Origin of the sequence: Lysinibacillus capsici (genome assembly GCF_020217405.1) — a bacterium.
Lineage (GTDB): Bacteria > Bacillota > Bacilli > Bacillales_A > Planococcaceae > Lysinibacillus > Lysinibacillus capsici.
The window spans coordinates 188,294-203,931 of sequence record NZ_CP084108.1 but is presented as its reverse complement, the minus strand read 5'-3'; the positions used below and the strand labels follow the sequence as shown (position 1 = coordinate 203,931).

Sequence of the window (15,638 nt, the reverse complement as noted above, 5' to 3'; positions counted from 1 at the left end):
TTATTAATGACTGCTATTATCCTTTTGTTGTTGAATCATAAATGTTACAACAATAAATAAAGCAAAGCTAATTAATAGCGTAGTTCCTCCTACAATAAAGAAGACTAATGTAAAAGTGCTACCAAAATTAAATGGATTTATATTGTAAAACCACATGCCCAACGTTAAGCCCAGAACACCCACAATAGCTGTCCAACCATGAATGGTTACTAATTTTTGTGATTTCACTTTGAAGGCTCGATAAAAAATACCCCAGGCAAACATACTAAGCCAGCCAACAAGTAAAATATGTGCATGTATCGGTCTATATTCATAACTACCTGATCCCGACATATGTGAACCTAAATACGTGCCGATTAAAGCAAAGATTGCCGCTAATCGAATAAGGCGTATGCTCCACTTTTGTTCCATACGATAACCCCCCCTAGTCGTGTTTCAACTAAGTAGCAGTTTATCTTGTGAACATGAACTTTACATGAACTTCTTATGACAAAATTGGTAGATGGATATAAACCTTTGTGCCCGCATGCACCGTACTTTGCATCTGTATGGTCCCTCCATGTAGCTCAACAATTTGTTTGACAATCGCTAAGCCTAGTCCGGTCCCTTGCTTGGTTCTAGACGCATCGGCGCGATAAAAACGGTCATATACTTTTGCTAATTGATCCTCAGTCATTCCTATCCCACTGTCCTCCACAAGAATTTCAAGTGAGGTGGATCTTTTTTGTAAATGTAGATGTATTTGCCCACCCTCTACATTATATTTAATGGCATTTGTCAGTAAATTATCCCATACGTTTTGTAAAAGCCCTGCATCGCCATCAAAAATAATTTGCTCAAGCTTATATGATATTTGAAGCTGTGACTCTTCCATTTGCCAACGATACTTTCGTACAGTTTCCTTTAGCTGTTCATCTAAACGATAAGACTCACGTTTTACAATTATTGTCGATTGGTCAAGGGAGGTTAATAATAATAACTGTTTGGTTAATGTAGATAGGCGTTTTGTTTCTAGCTCAATGATTGCTGCATATTCCTGTCTTTCCTGTTCAGTAAGGGAAGGATTTTTCAGTAAATCTACATACCCTTGAATATTTAGTAAAGGTGATTGAAAATCATGTGATACATTACTAATAAATTCCTTCCGTGTACGATCTGTTTCCTGTAATCTCTCGGTCATCCTATTAAAGCTTGATGCTAATTGACCAATTTCATCTGCACGATCAATATCTAGAACTGTATCAAATTTTTCATGCGCTAGCTGTTGAGTGGCTGCTGTTAACTTCGTAATGGGGCGAATTAATGCTTTAGCAAATAGTAGCATGGCAAGTAGGCTCAGTATTGTCATAACCAACATTAATCCCGCAAGTATTGTATGCACCTCAGAAAACAATAAACGAATATCAGGTCTTATGAATAATGCATAGGACTTGCTTTCATAGGTAAATGGCACACCAATTGTATTATTCAGTTCATTAGCAAAAAATCCTGTTACAAAGGTCTCTTTAGGAAAATCTCGCATACCATGATAGATTTCCCCATTTAAAACACGCTCCACAACAGACGTTGACAATGTTTTATCACGATATGGACCGCCAAAAAATTGCCCCTCCTGACCAGTTGTCACATAAATTTGATAGCCGATTTCACCCAATGTTGCCAGATAGCTATTTAAATCCTCTGGTTTGTCTGTCTCAATATAATGCACAATATCCTGTGCTATGCTAACGTTTTTTGAATCATTTTTTTCTTTTATAACTTGATGGTAATAAGTATTTGTTGCTAAAAAGCCCATACATAAGCTTCCGATCATTACCAGCATGGTTGTTACAACAAATTTACTATATAAGGTTTTCATGTTGCTTCCTCTAGCTTATAGCCAACACCTCTTACTGTTGTAATTTCAACAGCCGTGTCATATCGGTTTAATCTTTCACGAATCCGCTTCACATGCGTATTTAACGTTTGCTCATCTCCATCATAGTCATAGCCCCATACTTGTTCCATAATATAGCTACGAGTAAACACTTGATGGGGACGTGATGCTAACAAAGCCAGTAATTCAAATTCCTTTAAAGGTAATATAAGTGTATTTTCCCCTATTACAACCTCAAAGCTTCGTCGGTCAATTACTAGTTTACCTACTTGGATGGTTACTTGATTTTTTTTATCAAATCTCCTCAATATCGCAGCTATACGAAATAATAATTCCTTTGGTTCAAAGGGCTTTACAACATAATCGTCAGAACCTGCTAAAAAGCCACGTTCTTTATCCTCTAGCTCACCTTTTGCTGTTAATAATAAAACAGGAATATCATAATCTTGAGTTAAATACTCTGTTAGTGTAAAACCATCCATTCCTGGCATCATCACATCGACAACAGCTAAATCAGGCAGATTCCCTTCGAGTAAGGCTAGTGCCTGCTTTGCATTTTCAGCAAGTAGCACTTGATAGCCTTCCTTTGTAAGATAAATATTGACTAGCTGTAAAATATGAACGTCATCATCGACAACAAGGATCTTCATCTGCCCACCTCCAGTTAATAAGAAAAAATCCGATCATATAGAACGAATTTTTTCATCACAAATTACTATTATTTTATAACGAAAATATAGAAATCAACAGCAATAAGAGAAAAGGTAAACCAATCACAATATAGCCTCTAGGATTAGCAAGGTTCATGGTCCATCCTACCCCGAAGCGTTTCTCCACAAAAACAGATGGGTCTTGTCGATTCATATAAATTAAGCCGCCCTTCCAATAACGATCCTCATCCACGTCCATTACTTGGGAATCTATATTTGCTTCATAGCGTACTTTATGTTTATACTTTTTCACCACATATACAAGTAATGAACCCAGCAAAACAACTAAGAACAAAATAAATACTGGTAATAGCTTATAGCCTACTGTCATAGAAGGATAGATGTTGCTTAATTGTAAAATAGTTAATAAAGCTGTTAATGCAGAACTGATCAGTAGTATTTGCCAACTCATGTATTTTCGTGTTTTTAGCTGATCCTCTAACGATTCCTCTTTGCGATTTACAGCTAATTTAATTGCAGAACGTTTAATGGAGTCGGTAATTCCCCACATCATACATTGCATCATTAGCATTACCAGTGGCAGTGAAATAGCTGTAAAATAGGTCTTGTTTCTCCAGGCATCCGCTTCGCCACTCGGCCCCCAATGTACTGCTATATCATTTGGCATGAGATCGTAATGAAGGTATGTGTAAATGATCAAAAATACCGATATTCCTAATGGAACAGCAAAAAAAGACCAAGGAAGCATTTCATCACGGCTTCTTGCAGTTAAATCCACTGCCCGTACTTGTTTAATATTTGCGCCCCACTGCTCTTGTTTTTTCAACTTCGATACCTTTTGATGATTTATCCAATACAACGCCATGCTTACTGCAAGCATACTAAACAAACAGCTTAATAAAACAATACTTTGAATAGATTCAGAAGGAGCAAATTGATTGTAACTTATAATCATGATGATTAGAAAAACTATCCCTGTTCCCCCTACGAACTGCACATACTGTTTTTTCAACTGAGCTAAGATGGGATGCTTAATATTTTGATCAGGCACTGTGACTCCAAAAACGATTGTTTCTCGTACAATATAGGGAACGACTATTTGCAAAGCTAATGTCATGATGTAAATGGTTATAAAAACGCCAAGTAGCATTTTGCTACACTCCCTCTACTGGAATTTGCAAATCGGCAAAAACTTTTTTCATCATGTGCTCAATTTGTTCAGCTGTTGCGCCGAGCACCATTCCTTCTGCCACAACAGGTTTCAAATTCTTTTCGATTTGTCGCAGTTGCTCAGGTGATAAAGCTCTCTCCTCTGCTGAACTTATGATAGCTCCAGATTTTGGCCGAATGGCAATAATCCCTTTCGCCTCTAATTCATGATAACTTTTATTAACAGTATGCATATTAACACCTAAATCGGCAGCTAAACTTCGCACAGACGGTAAAGTATCACCTGGCTTCATTTCTCCTCTAGCAATTCCTTCGATAATTTGACGTGTTACCTGCTCATAAATAGGTACGTCTGATTGAAATTCTATTTGAATAAACATGTTTATCAGCTCCATATTTGTTATACAACCAATATAACAAATTTCTCTCCACCTTGCATGAGATTGAAATGTTTAAATAGGGGAATTTTTTATGGTTTCAATAAATCTTTGCACAAGTAAATTCTGCTTCTCATTATTCCTTGTACAAATTGCAATTTTATGTTTAAATGGAATGTATATCCTTCACATAAACTCTCGCCAATTGCCCACTCTCTACATACTCTCTAACAGCAAGAGAAGAATTAAAATTTGCACCATAGCCCGCCATGACTGAGCGAATGGTTTCATGAATGCCATTAAATTGGAGTGCGATATTGGGTGGTCTCACTTGGTAGGTTTGACATAATGAGAAAAGATGCTCCCTCATTTTAAAATGGCTTTAAAAATTCACATGTTGCGCATCTATAATGACACGACACCCACTATCCGTCTTTCTGATTTGTTTCTGGAAAGGATAAATAGCTCTAAAAAAGGGTGATAATTTGTCAAAAAACTCCTATAAATATTTAAAATATGTAGCATTACTTCTTGTCATATTTCAATTACTGTATTTAGGAATTCCCGATTCTGTGAAGCCTGTATTGGTTTATGAGTACATTATATTTTTCGGATTAGCTTATTTATTTGCCATTCTTCAAGATTTTTTTAATCCAAGTAAAAAAACAGATTTATTATTACGTGTAGCTATCATCATCAGTTTAATTGTCTTGGCTATTACATCTATCTACTATAAAGCCACGTTCTCAATTGCTTTTTCTGTAATAATGTTTATTGCGTTCAGTTCTTCATTATATATAACAATTAAGCTAAACAAAAAAAACAAGCAAAAGGATTAATACCTTTTGCTTGTTTTTCAAAATTAATGGTACGAATATTTTGTTTGTGTTGAGTAGGTAATATTGTTACCACTCGCACCTACATACTCCACTAAGTTGTAGTTGTTAAAATGTGAGTACCTTTACGCTTCGCACAATCGTTTAAAACGGATTGTAACTGGTTTTTATTCGGATTTTTTAAGAACATTTCAACAAATCCAGTTATCGTAATACAAAGCCAACAACTTCCAAAACTTTTGCCATTTTTGGTGCAATATGTTTAGCAAAAGCTGTTGCTACTAAGGCTACACCCACCGAAGCAATTCCTAACCCTAAATCATCTGGACTGATTTTACTGTTTTCTTTGTGTGCCGCAGCGAGGAAACTTTGTACTGTTACAACCTCTGTTTCTCGTCTTACCACTTTTGATGTTGCCATTATATATCCCCCTATATTATATGAATTTGTTAGAATTGAACAACCTAACACTCTATAAAGGGGTCTCTCAATTGATTTAACAACTTTTTTTAAAAGTTTTATTCAGTTCATACATTTTATTTTACATAACATTAGAAAAAGGCAGTAACGAGCAAGGGCCAAGCCCTGTCGTTACTACCTTTTTGATTTCGCATCATACAGCCTGATTTTCACTGCACTTTTTAGCTCAATTAGTAGCTGCAACAAAATCTAATCATGTTTTAATTTCCATATCTGAAGCAGTGTGGTACCAATTATTAAACTTACTAAACCAATTGTACATTTCATATTAAAATTTATGGAATGTATTAAATCTTTTACAAAGACCACTTCCATAAAACCGGTTAAAAGAAATACAGCAGCTATTAAATAGAATATGTATCCTACTAATCGAAAAATCAAACTTTTCTCACAACCTCTCCTTTTATATTTTATCATTTCAATTTACAGTATTGTATTTATTCCTGAACTTATTTGTGGTTTTCACTCATAAAATTATATCATCACTAGAGCGAATCATTTCAATTTTCCCTATCAACTTCCCTTGTTTTGTTCGCAACTCCTAAACAATTTCATTTTCCAGTTACTTTATTTCTTGTTGAATAATTAAATTCCCTAATCTTTTATTGAGCCCTACCAAAATGTAAGGTTGATATTGTGTGCGTCAAAACTTAAGATTTAGAGTTAAGACGCAATTGTCGGAGGGAGAATATTGCTGAAAAGGTTTTTTAAAAATAATAAAGATGAAAAAAATGATGAGAAATGGCAAGGTGGAAATCCAAATGGTCGCCCTAAATTAACCATCGATGAATTTAAACTGTCGTATTTAAAAGGTGCTGGGAAAAGTAATCGTGAAATTGCTCGAATACTAAGTGTTTCTGAAGCAACTATTAGGAGACGGTTGAAAGAACAAAAATAATTGGATACTCTATGTAGAAAACGTATAGGAACGAATAAACGTTTGTATAGAAAGCATGTAGAAATGCACTTTTTTATGGGGACACCGAAACACTAGGCTCTGCCTAGTCTATCACCCCAAGTGATAGCAGATTTCCCTTATGCTCTTTCCTTTAAAATTCTTTTCCTCTCATTACTGCCTAATTCGAGATAGTTATATCAATAAATCTTGTATAATTTGTATTTTTTTAAGTAAACTTTTCCTTATTTTACTTTTAGTCCCTTCGTTCGATAGCTTTCAATTCAAGAAATTGATATTCTAATTAAGGTACCTTTTTATCCTTCTGCACAAAGGACAAAAAGGCACTATTTATATTTGGTTAGTACATAATCATATTAAGGTGTACAAAAGGATGCCTAATAGGCATCCTTTTGTACTTTATTTGTATCTTCTTTCTTTACAATTCGAGCAAAGCGACAACAAATATAGCTGCTTATTTGGAAAAAAATAAGCAGCTATATTTGTAAAGGTCGTAGGAATCTCTTACCAAGCCAAAAACTCTGTTTTTTGGGGCATGGCATGCCATACCCGTTGCTTGCCCTACTTTAACCTTGAATTTTTTACAAAACTAAGAAAGTAGTAAAATGCTACTCTGACTGAACAAATGAGTGATATATGATCGTTAGTCAGATTTATGTGGATTTACAACGTGAAGGAAAGAGAAAGAATTGTGACCAAACTGCGCTTTGGGAAGGTTATACTTTAACTAACGGAGCAGATTGTTATATAAAAAAGTGTGGGGGGATAAACAGTTGAAAGCATTATTTTTTCTGTATGAAGGGTATGTTGATTGGGAAATCAGTCTTTTATCATACATTTTAAATGTAACTGGTGTAGAAATTAATACAACCGCATTAAATGATGAAGTCATTCATAAAGGGATGTTCAAAGTCAAATTGGATATGAATATCGAAGCATGTAATCCCAACGACTATGATGTTTTAATCATACCTGGTGGGGAACCTGATCCGTTTGTTAAGGATGATCGTGTATTGAATCTTATTAGAGAATTTGATGACCAAGGTAAAGTGATTTCAGCGATTTGTGGAGGGTCTGCCTTTCTAGCAGCAGCAGGCGTTTTACGAAAAAGGAAATATTCAACTTCTATTGACGATGACTTGGCTTACAAACATTATTTCAATGAGGCATTCAAGAGTGAAACCGATGTAACCGTGTGTGAAAATTTAATCACAGCCGAAGGGAATGCGTATGTTGAATTTGCGGTCGCAGTTGGAAAAAGGTTGGAGATTTTTAAAGACAGGGAAGACGAATTAGAAACCGTATTGTTCTTTAAAAATCAATTAAGAGGATAAAAATTTTACAAGAATTTATAACGTATTCATAAATAAACCTAATAACGTTCCCCAAATGGAAGTTTGGTGACTCTACGAGGAAAGCTTTCCTCGTTTTGGGTGCATTTTACGGCGCAGGTTTAAAACTAATAAAGGAGTAATGTAGCATGGGAGTTTCTGTTTATTACACTTGTATGAGAAACCATAACCTTACCAACAGTGAGGAGCAACAGATAACGGCTATCATTGATGAATACAATGCAGGTTTTGAAAGAAAGGATATTGGAGAAACATTTTGTGTTTATGACTATGATCAGGATGAACCAACAGTGATCTTTGCAGGTTCAACAAAGCTACCACTTTCAGATAATTTTGAAGATACATTGCATGTACTGTTTTATTGGTTGACCTGTTTGACAGATATTAGAAGAAGTATTTCTAATGGTGATTGGCATGTGCATCTAGATGATACGGATGCCATTTGGGATGAGGAAACAGGTTGGCGAATTACGGAATATTAGTACTCATATTCCCAATAAAGTGCTGGAAGGGTGCTTTAGTGCAGCAAGGATTTATAACATATACATTCATAAAGCCAATAACGTTCCCAAATGTACGTTTGGAAACACATCGAAAAGCCATGAACATTGTTAAATCAACGTTTTATGGCTTTTCTTATGAACATTGTTTATACATCTTTTTATACAAATAGCGTAAATGCTGATATAGCAGCATTTTTACTGACTTGGTTTATTCTTCACTTTGCATAAAATCCTGTATATTTCTCTAAGCTCCCACAAGCTTTTTTAAGCCTTTTGAGATTAAAACATGAAGTTGATATAAAGCAAAAATAAAATAAGCGTTTTAAAACAAATGTAAATGCCCCTATAATTTGATTTTTTTCATAAAAACTAGAATGAAAATGCTCTTTCATATTTATCAATCATTATATAGATTTCCATTTTTATCATATACTTCAAAGGTTGCAGGTGAAGTATTTTCAACATTCTTTGGCAACTTGAATGTTTTTATAAATGTTTGTGAGTTTGAAATGTTTATTTCTGTTTCAAAGTTTTTTAATTGTGATTTGACTTTTATTTTTGATATATTTTTATCTAAATTATTAACAAATATAACGCCATACTTCCCTTTATTAGTATTATATTCTTCATAAGTGATATTAGGATTTGTTTTTAGGTAAATGAATTTTAGATTATGATTCCATCCCTTTTGAAATTTTGCATGACCAAATTCTCCCTCTTTAAACTTCAATTGAGCTAACCATATATTAGTATTTTCTATTTGTTCAAAATTTATGAGCTCTACTTTATCCTTGCTAGATTCTTCTATAAAAGTCTTTACACTTTCTTCAAATGGTTTTATATGATACTTTTCATAATAATTCCATAAATACATAGATAATATAACCAATACCAAAAATGGCAATATAAACCTTTTCATCAACAAAACCCCTTTTTGTAAAATAATGGACTTTTTCACTTCATTTAAACTTATCATTAGGTTAATATAAAATAAAGGGGGAGATTATTTGAAAAAAATATTATTAGTTGTTTTTATGGTATATTTTGTAGTTTTTAATTTGGAAAGTATGAATGTTAAAGCTGCTGAGCTAAATATAGATCAAATAAGGCATTTAGAGTCTTTAGGTTTCACTGAAGAAGAAATTTTGAACATGCCTGAAACAGAAATATTAAAAAACTTAGAAATTGACGGAGAAGTTGTAGCTGTCGATAAAAAGTTTTTTAAAGTCATTGAAAGAGATACTTCTAACGACAATGTTAGTACATACGATATTAACAATTTTAGTAAGGAAGTCGTTATTGAACTTGATGAAAATACGTATTTAAGAGAAGTTCAATTAGAAGAAGCTAAAAGAAGTAATGATTCTGTATCTACACTTTCAAGTACACATACTACATCCTATAAGACTGTTACTACTACAATTGTTTCTTTAGCAGCAAAACAACAGTACAGGTTAAAAACTGCAATTACGTGGAGTATTATGCCAAGTAATAGAAAAATTGATGTTATAGGTACAGCTATTAATAGTTCTTTTTGGGCTCCTGCTCCAAATTCTCAATACGGTCAACAAAGTTGGTCAGTGAGACATTCTTGTGATCAAATTAAATATCTAAGTACAACTTATTCTAGTGGCAGTAATTCATGGTCAAAAGGGGCATCTGGTTATGCCTTAAATATTGATTTACCAAATGATGTTGTGAAATCTTATGCTTGTAATAGTGAAGAAGTAAAAACTTTATCTGCATTTTCTTATTATACAGCTGATAAATTAGCTGCTACTAGTCAGATAGATGCTTATGGAAAGTACCTACATCAAGAAACAACGTTCCAAATTGCTCCAACTGTTACTTTCTATCCTCTTTCATTCGGAGTTTCAGCTAGTCAATCTGATAAATTTACAGAAGCGAGTACACATGCTCAAACTAAATTTTAAAAAGTAACATTAAGGAGTAGCCATTTGCTACTCTTTTTATTTTGGCTTTACAGTCGCTGGAGAGAAAAGGTGAAACGTGGCGGTTGTCAATCTTAAATTGCGGTACCGAACCAAAGAGAGGATAAGGAGCAAATTTAGATTGACAATCTTACTGCATCAAAATCCTCTTGGCGGCATTGAACAAACCTTTGTATTGATTCAATAATTACAGCTATACACTCATATGCTCTTCCCTAGGCGCTTTCTCTAAAAGCCGAATAACCCTTTCATATCGTTGTCCTGTCTCCTCAAACTCTTCCCGAAAAACCTTTGTTACCAAAAAAGGCGCCAATGTTTTCCCCACAGCCACAATATCACCTGGTTGAAGATTGACATCACGTAAATGTTTAGGATTATGCCAAGTATAGAGTTTAGGATATAACTTCAATACGTCATTATCTTTTTTACTTTTGATATGAAATCCTGAAAGTGTATTATTGTTTTCCATTTCACAACCTCCTAATTTTCCAGAACCATGTTTTACGTTATTAAAAATGAGTATAACAAACTAGAGGTATGATTTTTCATCATTCCTCATTTGATTAAAGATCACGTAACTTGGCCAAGATTCGCTCACGTTCTTGTGCAAAATAGGCTTTCTTTTCTTCGCTTATTTCTTCTTCTTGCTCGTGATTGTTTTAATTTGGTTATTATAGTTAAGAGTCAAATTCGAGCCATTCAGCGTTGATATAACAGTGTTTTGAGCCAAATCCTGATGTTTATTTTGATGTTTATTTGGTTGTTTAAATTCATCTTTTACGATTGCAATTTCATACGCATTTAGATGAAAAACTTCGCTTAAAATGCTTTCAAAATTAACGTGCTGCACATCCACAATGACACGACAACCACTATTCGTCTTTCCGGATTTGTTTCTGGACAGGATAAATAGCTTGGATTGCTCCATATACTTGAAAGCTGTTGAGATTGTATTGAATCCAACCTCTAATTTTTTACTTAAATGCTCTCGGCTTACTTTGATAATGCCGTTGTATGTAAGGTCATAAATCAATTTTTCTAACACTCTATGTACTTTCTCCCCAGGATAAATACCTTGTGCTGCCAAAGTTTCTTCTAGTTGCTGCAGGCGATCTTCTTTGAGTTGCCGGTCTCCTTTTTGATTGCCGTATGTAATAAATGTTTGGACTGCTTGGTTTGGTGTAGTTTTTAGTTTATTTTTCATGGTAGTTGCCCCTTTTTGAAGCAAAAAAGCGTTTCACATCGTGTCTTAACGATGCAAAACGCTTTAGATTAAAGAATAATCTTGAATGACCTTTTAATTAACTGTTGAAATGTCGTCTAATTCATACTAGAATGACATATATAGATACTATGTATCATCTAACAGTAAAAAATAAGTCATTTCACGATAAGCTGCATCGTAGTTTCGGTACGATAAGGCGATTAATAAAGAGCGCCAACTCTCTATTAGTCACTGTGGAATGGCTTTTTTACGTTCGGTTTAGTTATTCTTACCATACGCTAAAGTTAGCAACTTGTAAATATATTCTACGACTATTAGAATTTTGTTTACCCTTCAACAATTGCAAGATATTTTTTGATTTCTCCTTCAGATTCAACAATTAAAATATCTCCCCGTTCTTTGGTGGAAAAAATCTTTGTACCAACAGGAAGTTTATTCGACATCTCATCTCTAAAATCTGTATTAGCATCATTTTTTTTTATTTCACCGATTTGAACATCTTTTGTTAAAGATAATTCTTCAACCCAATCAATATTAGTTTTGTAGATAACTCCATCATACTGAAAAATATCAGCATCAGAATCTAATGTTAAAACTTCTTCGGCATCTATACTGTCAATTGATACTATTGTAGTTCCCCCTTGAATATTGCATCCTGTAATCATGAATAAAGCTAATGCGATCAAACCATAGAATAATTTTTTTATTTTCAATTTACCCACCTCTTTTATATAGACACCTATTGTCTACCAAAAGTTACATATTCAACTAAATTTCTTCGTTAGTTGAACAAGAATCCGTTCCACAACTCTTTAAGTTTTGATATCAAGGCTGATGGGAAAGTATGGGTATTCGCCCCATACATTCGTAAACATGGCAGAGTTATTTATTAAAAAAAATCAAAAATATTTTGCTTTTGAGCCAAGACTTTTGAATTACCTTAATTTACTAAAATTAACTAATTTATAAAAAACTATTTATTTTAATTATTGGTATAAAATGGTGTTGTTTGAAAAATACCTAGGGGTTTTTAACTTGAAATCAAAATCGAAACTTGCTGTTATGATTCTGTCTTTTGTTTTATTATTTTCTATATTTCAAAACACAGCTTCAGCATACTCTTTAACTGGTTGGCGTTTTACTAGTACGAACTTTATTTCGTATAAATGGGGTGATAGCCTCAATAATGGCGTTATAAAAACCGGATGGATAGACGGAGCATCATCGTAGAGAACATCAACATCGGAGAACATACGATTTTTTAATGATTCAAAATCAGTAAATTTCTTAACTAGATTCACCAATGCAGATACTGGTTTTTTTGGAAAAATGGTAACAACTGCTCAGTTTTGATATCAACAATAATATCTACTTAAGAGCAATTGAACCTTATTTAATTAGTATTGATACCAATACAGTTAATAAAGCTGCTACATTAAATAGTAATCTAATCGATTATAATCCAGACGATTTTACAGATGATATAAATATAAGTGATACAACAACTCTCTCTATTTCAAATGAAGTTAATGGGCAAATAACTGATTTTATAGCAGGCAAGACACTAGAAGATTTAAAGAAAGAGATTAATTTTTTAAAGAGTAAATAATAAACAAAACACTAATGCCTTCCGTTTAGAATTGGAAGGCATTAGTGTTTTTTAAAAGTTCAATTATTATCCCTCTGAAACAGAAAAAGATCTGTAAAATCAAATCCGTAAAAAAATTTACAGATGATCCTTAATTAAAAAAACTTCTGGAAATCCCCAGAAAAAGTTAGAAAGAGCATAAGGAAAAAGTGCCCCCCACCTAGTCGGGGGCTAGGCAGGGCAAAGCTTTTTCGTGATATCAATGAAATGAAGAAAGAGATACATTTTATATACATTCATATCCATTTATCAGGAAGTATATATACAAAATATATACAGCTAATATGTCTAAAATTCACTTTTATTCTCTTTCAATCTTCTCCGAACGGTAGCTTCCGAAACGCCAACTTTACCAAATTTAAAAAATGCTGGACTATTATTTGACTTTATCTTTATTGATGCTGATAAACCTAATAACCCCGCTTACTTGAGGTGGGCGTTAAAATTAGCAAACTCTGGCGCTCTTATTATTGCAGATAATGTTGTACGTAATGGTGAGGTAACTAATGAAAATAGTGAGGATGAACGTGTTAGAGGCGTACAAGAATTTATGGATTTAGTAAAAGCAAACCCAAGAATTGAAGCAACGGCTATACAAACAGTGGGTGTCAAAGGGTATGACGGCTTTGTACTAGCCGTAGTAAATTAGCATAGAAAAACCGCGTAACTAAAAAAGCAGTTACGCGGATGTACTATATAAAAGATGCCTTACTGCTCCCCATCTAAGCTAGTAAGACATCTTTACCCCTTAAAAGCTCTTAACTTTTATTTATAGACCCCTTTTAAATCAATCGTGCTCATCTCTTTAAACGGGGGAACAGACCCCGTCACGTTATGTTAGTGGAATAGGCTGGATTGTACTCGAGTGCAATCCTTAGATAGTTATTAGGAAAGTTTGATATGTTGGATAGTAGACTTGTATTTTACGCTAATTTTTCATACCCTGGAAGTGTCAAGAATTCCGCAAATTCATCTTGTTCAATTAAGGATTTAAACAGTTCAGCAGCTTCTTCATAGCGACCACTGTTATAAGCTTGTTCCCCAACAGCCTCTTTAATTTTCACAAGTTCTTCTTCCAATATTTCTAAAACAAATGCTAGTGTAATACCACGTCCATCATCTAAGATTCCTTTCGGATGACGGATCCATTGCCATACTTGTGTACGAGAGATTTCTGCTGTTGCAGCATCCTCCATCAAGTTATTAATTGGTGCCGCTCCGTTACCTCGAAGCCATGAAGCAATATATTGTACACCCACACTACAGTTAATGCGTAGTCCTTCAATTGTAATTGTTCCTTCTGGTACAGCTACTAAATCTTCGGCAGATACTTGTACATCCTCACGCTTTTTATGAATTTGGTTAGGCGTTGTCATAATAGCATCAAATTGCTCCATCGCTGTTGCAACCATACCAGGATGTGCTACCCATGTACCGTCATGCCCCTCTGTTGCCTCACGACGTTTATCTTCTGCCACCTTTGCAAATGCGACTGCATTCGCCTCATCATCATTTTTAACTGGAATTTGAGCTGCCATTCCGCCCATTGCTGGTGCATTTCGCTTGTGACATGTTTGAATACATAAAGATGTATAGGCTTTCATAAAAGGTACTGTCATCGTTACTTGCCCACGGTCTGGTAAAATAACATCAGCTTGATTGCGTAGACGTTTAATGTAGCTGAAAATATAATCCCAACGACCACAATTCAAACCAGCTGAATGTTCACGTAGCTCATATAAAATTTCATCCATCTCAAACGCAGCTAAAATCGTTTCGATTAATACAGTAGCTTTTATTGTCCCCTGTGGAATACCAATATAATCTTGAGCAAACACAAAGACATCATTCCATAGTCGAGCCTCTAAATGACTTTCAAGCTTTGGTAGATAGAAATATGGCCCTGTACCTTGTGCAAGTGCGTTTTTGGCATTGTGGAATAGATATAAACCGAAGTCAAAGAAACTGCCTGAAATCGGCTCTCCATCCACCAGGACATGCTTCTCAAGCAAGTGTAGACCTCGTGGACGAACTAACAGCACTGCTGTCTCATCATTTAATTTATATGTTTTACCATTGGATACTTGTGTAAACTCAATCGTCTTATTAATAGCATCACGCATATTAATTTGACCGCCAATCATATTTTCCCATGTCGGAGAAGATGCATCTTCAAAGCATGCCATGAACATTTTTGCTCCAGAATTTAACGCATTTATAACCATTTTCCGATCAACTGGCCCTGTAATTTCAACACGGCGATCTTGCAGGTCGTTTGGAAGTGGTGCGATTACCCAATCACCTTCACGAATATGCTTTGTCTCTGGTAGGAAATCCAACTTCTCTCCCGCATCAAGTCGTTTTTGGCGTTCTTGTCGAGCCTCCAACAGCTCCTTGCGGCGAGCATCAAATTTTTCGTGCAGAGCAAGAACAAATTCAAGAGCTTCAGGTGTCAAAATTTCATTAGTTTGCTCATTTTGTTCTCCAACAATTTTAAGCTTACCTGTCGTTGCTTGTTCCATTAGCTGTTTACCCACCTTTGCCATTTTAGTTTCGTCATCCTCCGCTTTAGGAGGAGCGGAGGAGACTATTCTATGATTATGAATTTAGGAAAACACGTATTTAAACTACG

General features: G+C 34.6%; 16 protein-coding genes and 1 pseudogene. 6 read left to right on the top strand and 11 right to left on the bottom strand.

Annotated features, from left to right (window positions below; genetic code table 11):
* Positions 1-3 precede the first annotated feature (3 nt).
* The 5 genes from LCP48_RS01065 to LCP48_RS01045 all read right to left on the bottom strand — a co-directional run bounded on the left by LCP48_RS01065 (position 4) and on the right by LCP48_RS01045 (position 4,097).
* Positions 4-411, bottom strand: coding sequence for a hypothetical protein (locus LCP48_RS01065; protein ID WP_004233089.1), 408 nt, complete (start codon positions 409-411; stop codon positions 4-6).
* Between the two features lie 73 nt (positions 412-484).
* The gene (locus LCP48_RS01060; protein ID WP_009371482.1) at positions 485-1,858 is read right to left on the bottom strand and encodes a HAMP domain-containing sensor histidine kinase; all 1,374 of its coding nucleotides are present in this window, start codon (positions 1,856-1,858) and stop codon (positions 485-487) included.
* Entirely contained in the window at positions 1,855-2,526 is a 672-nt protein-coding gene (locus LCP48_RS01055) for a response regulator transcription factor (protein ID WP_004233083.1), read from the bottom strand. The genes LCP48_RS01060 and LCP48_RS01055 overlap by 4 nt, the downstream gene beginning before the upstream one ends.
* 73 nt (positions 2,527-2,599) lie before the next feature.
* Positions 2,600-3,697 carry a DUF1648 domain-containing protein gene (locus LCP48_RS01050; protein ID WP_004233082.1) on the bottom strand — a complete coding sequence of 366 codons (1,098 nt, stop codon included), beginning with the start codon at positions 3,695-3,697 and terminating at the stop codon, positions 2,600-2,602.
* A 4-nt stretch (positions 3,698-3,701) separates the two neighbouring features.
* Positions 3,702-4,097, bottom strand: coding sequence for a GntR family transcriptional regulator (locus tag LCP48_RS01045; protein ID WP_004233080.1), 396 nt, complete (start codon positions 4,095-4,097; stop codon positions 3,702-3,704).
* A gap of 482 nt (positions 4,098-4,579) precedes the next feature.
* Between LCP48_RS01045 and LCP48_RS01035 the strand changes: the two genes are divergently transcribed.
* Complete coding sequence (locus LCP48_RS01035) at positions 4,580-4,933, top strand: hypothetical protein (protein WP_004233077.1); 354 nt, start codon at positions 4,580-4,582, stop codon at positions 4,931-4,933.
* 201 nt (positions 4,934-5,134) lie between these two features.
* Here the strand turns inward: LCP48_RS01035 and LCP48_RS01030 are convergent, their stop codons facing one another.
* Positions 5,135-5,350, bottom strand: a complete 216-nt coding sequence (locus LCP48_RS01030; RefSeq protein ID WP_004233075.1) for a hypothetical protein — start codon at positions 5,348-5,350, stop codon at positions 5,135-5,137.
* Between the two features lie 751 nt (positions 5,351-6,101).
* Here LCP48_RS01030 and LCP48_RS01025 point away from each other — a divergent pair.
* The 3 genes from LCP48_RS01025 to LCP48_RS01015 all read left to right on the top strand — a co-directional run bounded on the left by LCP48_RS01025 (position 6,102) and on the right by LCP48_RS01015 (position 8,160).
* On the top strand, positions 6,102-6,308 hold the full coding sequence (locus LCP48_RS01025) for a helix-turn-helix transcriptional regulator (RefSeq protein WP_225340586.1): 207 nt from the start codon (positions 6,102-6,104) through the stop codon (positions 6,306-6,308).
* Between the two features lie 791 nt (positions 6,309-7,099).
* Positions 7,100-7,660, top strand: a complete 561-nt coding sequence (locus LCP48_RS01020) for a DJ-1/PfpI family protein (RefSeq protein WP_004233070.1) — start codon at positions 7,100-7,102, stop codon at positions 7,658-7,660.
* Positions 7,661-7,806: 146 nt separating this feature from the next.
* Entirely contained in the window at positions 7,807-8,160 is a 354-nt protein-coding gene (locus LCP48_RS01015) for a hypothetical protein (protein ID WP_004233069.1), read from the top strand.
* Between the two features lie 418 nt (positions 8,161-8,578).
* Here LCP48_RS01015 and LCP48_RS01010 read toward each other — a convergent pair whose 3' ends face one another.
* On the bottom strand, positions 8,579-9,100 hold the full coding sequence (locus tag LCP48_RS01010; RefSeq protein ID WP_004233066.1) for a hypothetical protein: 522 nt from the start codon (positions 9,098-9,100) through the stop codon (positions 8,579-8,581).
* 88 nt (positions 9,101-9,188) lie between these two features.
* Here LCP48_RS01010 and LCP48_RS01005 point away from each other — a divergent pair, with 88 nt between their 5' ends.
* Positions 9,189-10,115 (top strand): hypothetical protein, encoded by a 927-nt coding sequence (locus tag LCP48_RS01005; RefSeq protein ID WP_225340585.1) that lies wholly within the window; start codon positions 9,189-9,191, stop codon positions 10,113-10,115.
* A 211-nt stretch (positions 10,116-10,326) separates the two neighbouring features.
* Here LCP48_RS01005 and LCP48_RS01000 read toward each other — a convergent pair whose 3' ends face one another.
* The 3 genes from LCP48_RS01000 to LCP48_RS00990 all read right to left on the bottom strand — a co-directional run bounded on the left by LCP48_RS01000 (position 10,327) and on the right by LCP48_RS00990 (position 12,080).
* Complete coding sequence (locus LCP48_RS01000; RefSeq protein WP_004233063.1) at positions 10,327-10,602, bottom strand: DUF5839 family protein; 276 nt, start codon at positions 10,600-10,602, stop codon at positions 10,327-10,329.
* A 162-nt stretch (positions 10,603-10,764) separates the two neighbouring features.
* The gene (locus LCP48_RS00995; RefSeq protein ID WP_225340584.1) at positions 10,765-11,337 is read right to left on the bottom strand and encodes a hypothetical protein; all 573 of its coding nucleotides are present in this window, start codon (positions 11,335-11,337) and stop codon (positions 10,765-10,767) included.
* Positions 11,338-11,684: 347 nt separating this feature from the next.
* Positions 11,685-12,080 (bottom strand): hypothetical protein, encoded by a 396-nt coding sequence (locus tag LCP48_RS00990; protein ID WP_225340583.1) that lies wholly within the window; start codon positions 12,078-12,080, stop codon positions 11,685-11,687.
* A gap of 1,272 nt (positions 12,081-13,352) precedes the next feature.
* Here LCP48_RS00990 and LCP48_RS00985 point away from each other — a divergent pair.
* Positions 13,353-13,655: pseudogene (locus LCP48_RS00985) on the top strand (O-methyltransferase); the annotation flags it as partial.
* 274 nt (positions 13,656-13,929) lie between these two features.
* Here LCP48_RS00985 and aceB read toward each other — a convergent pair.
* On the bottom strand, positions 13,930-15,528 hold the full coding sequence (gene aceB / locus LCP48_RS00980) for a malate synthase A (RefSeq protein WP_039885193.1): 1,599 nt from the start codon (positions 15,526-15,528) through the stop codon (positions 13,930-13,932).
* Between the last annotated feature and the right edge of the window lie 110 nt (positions 15,529-15,638).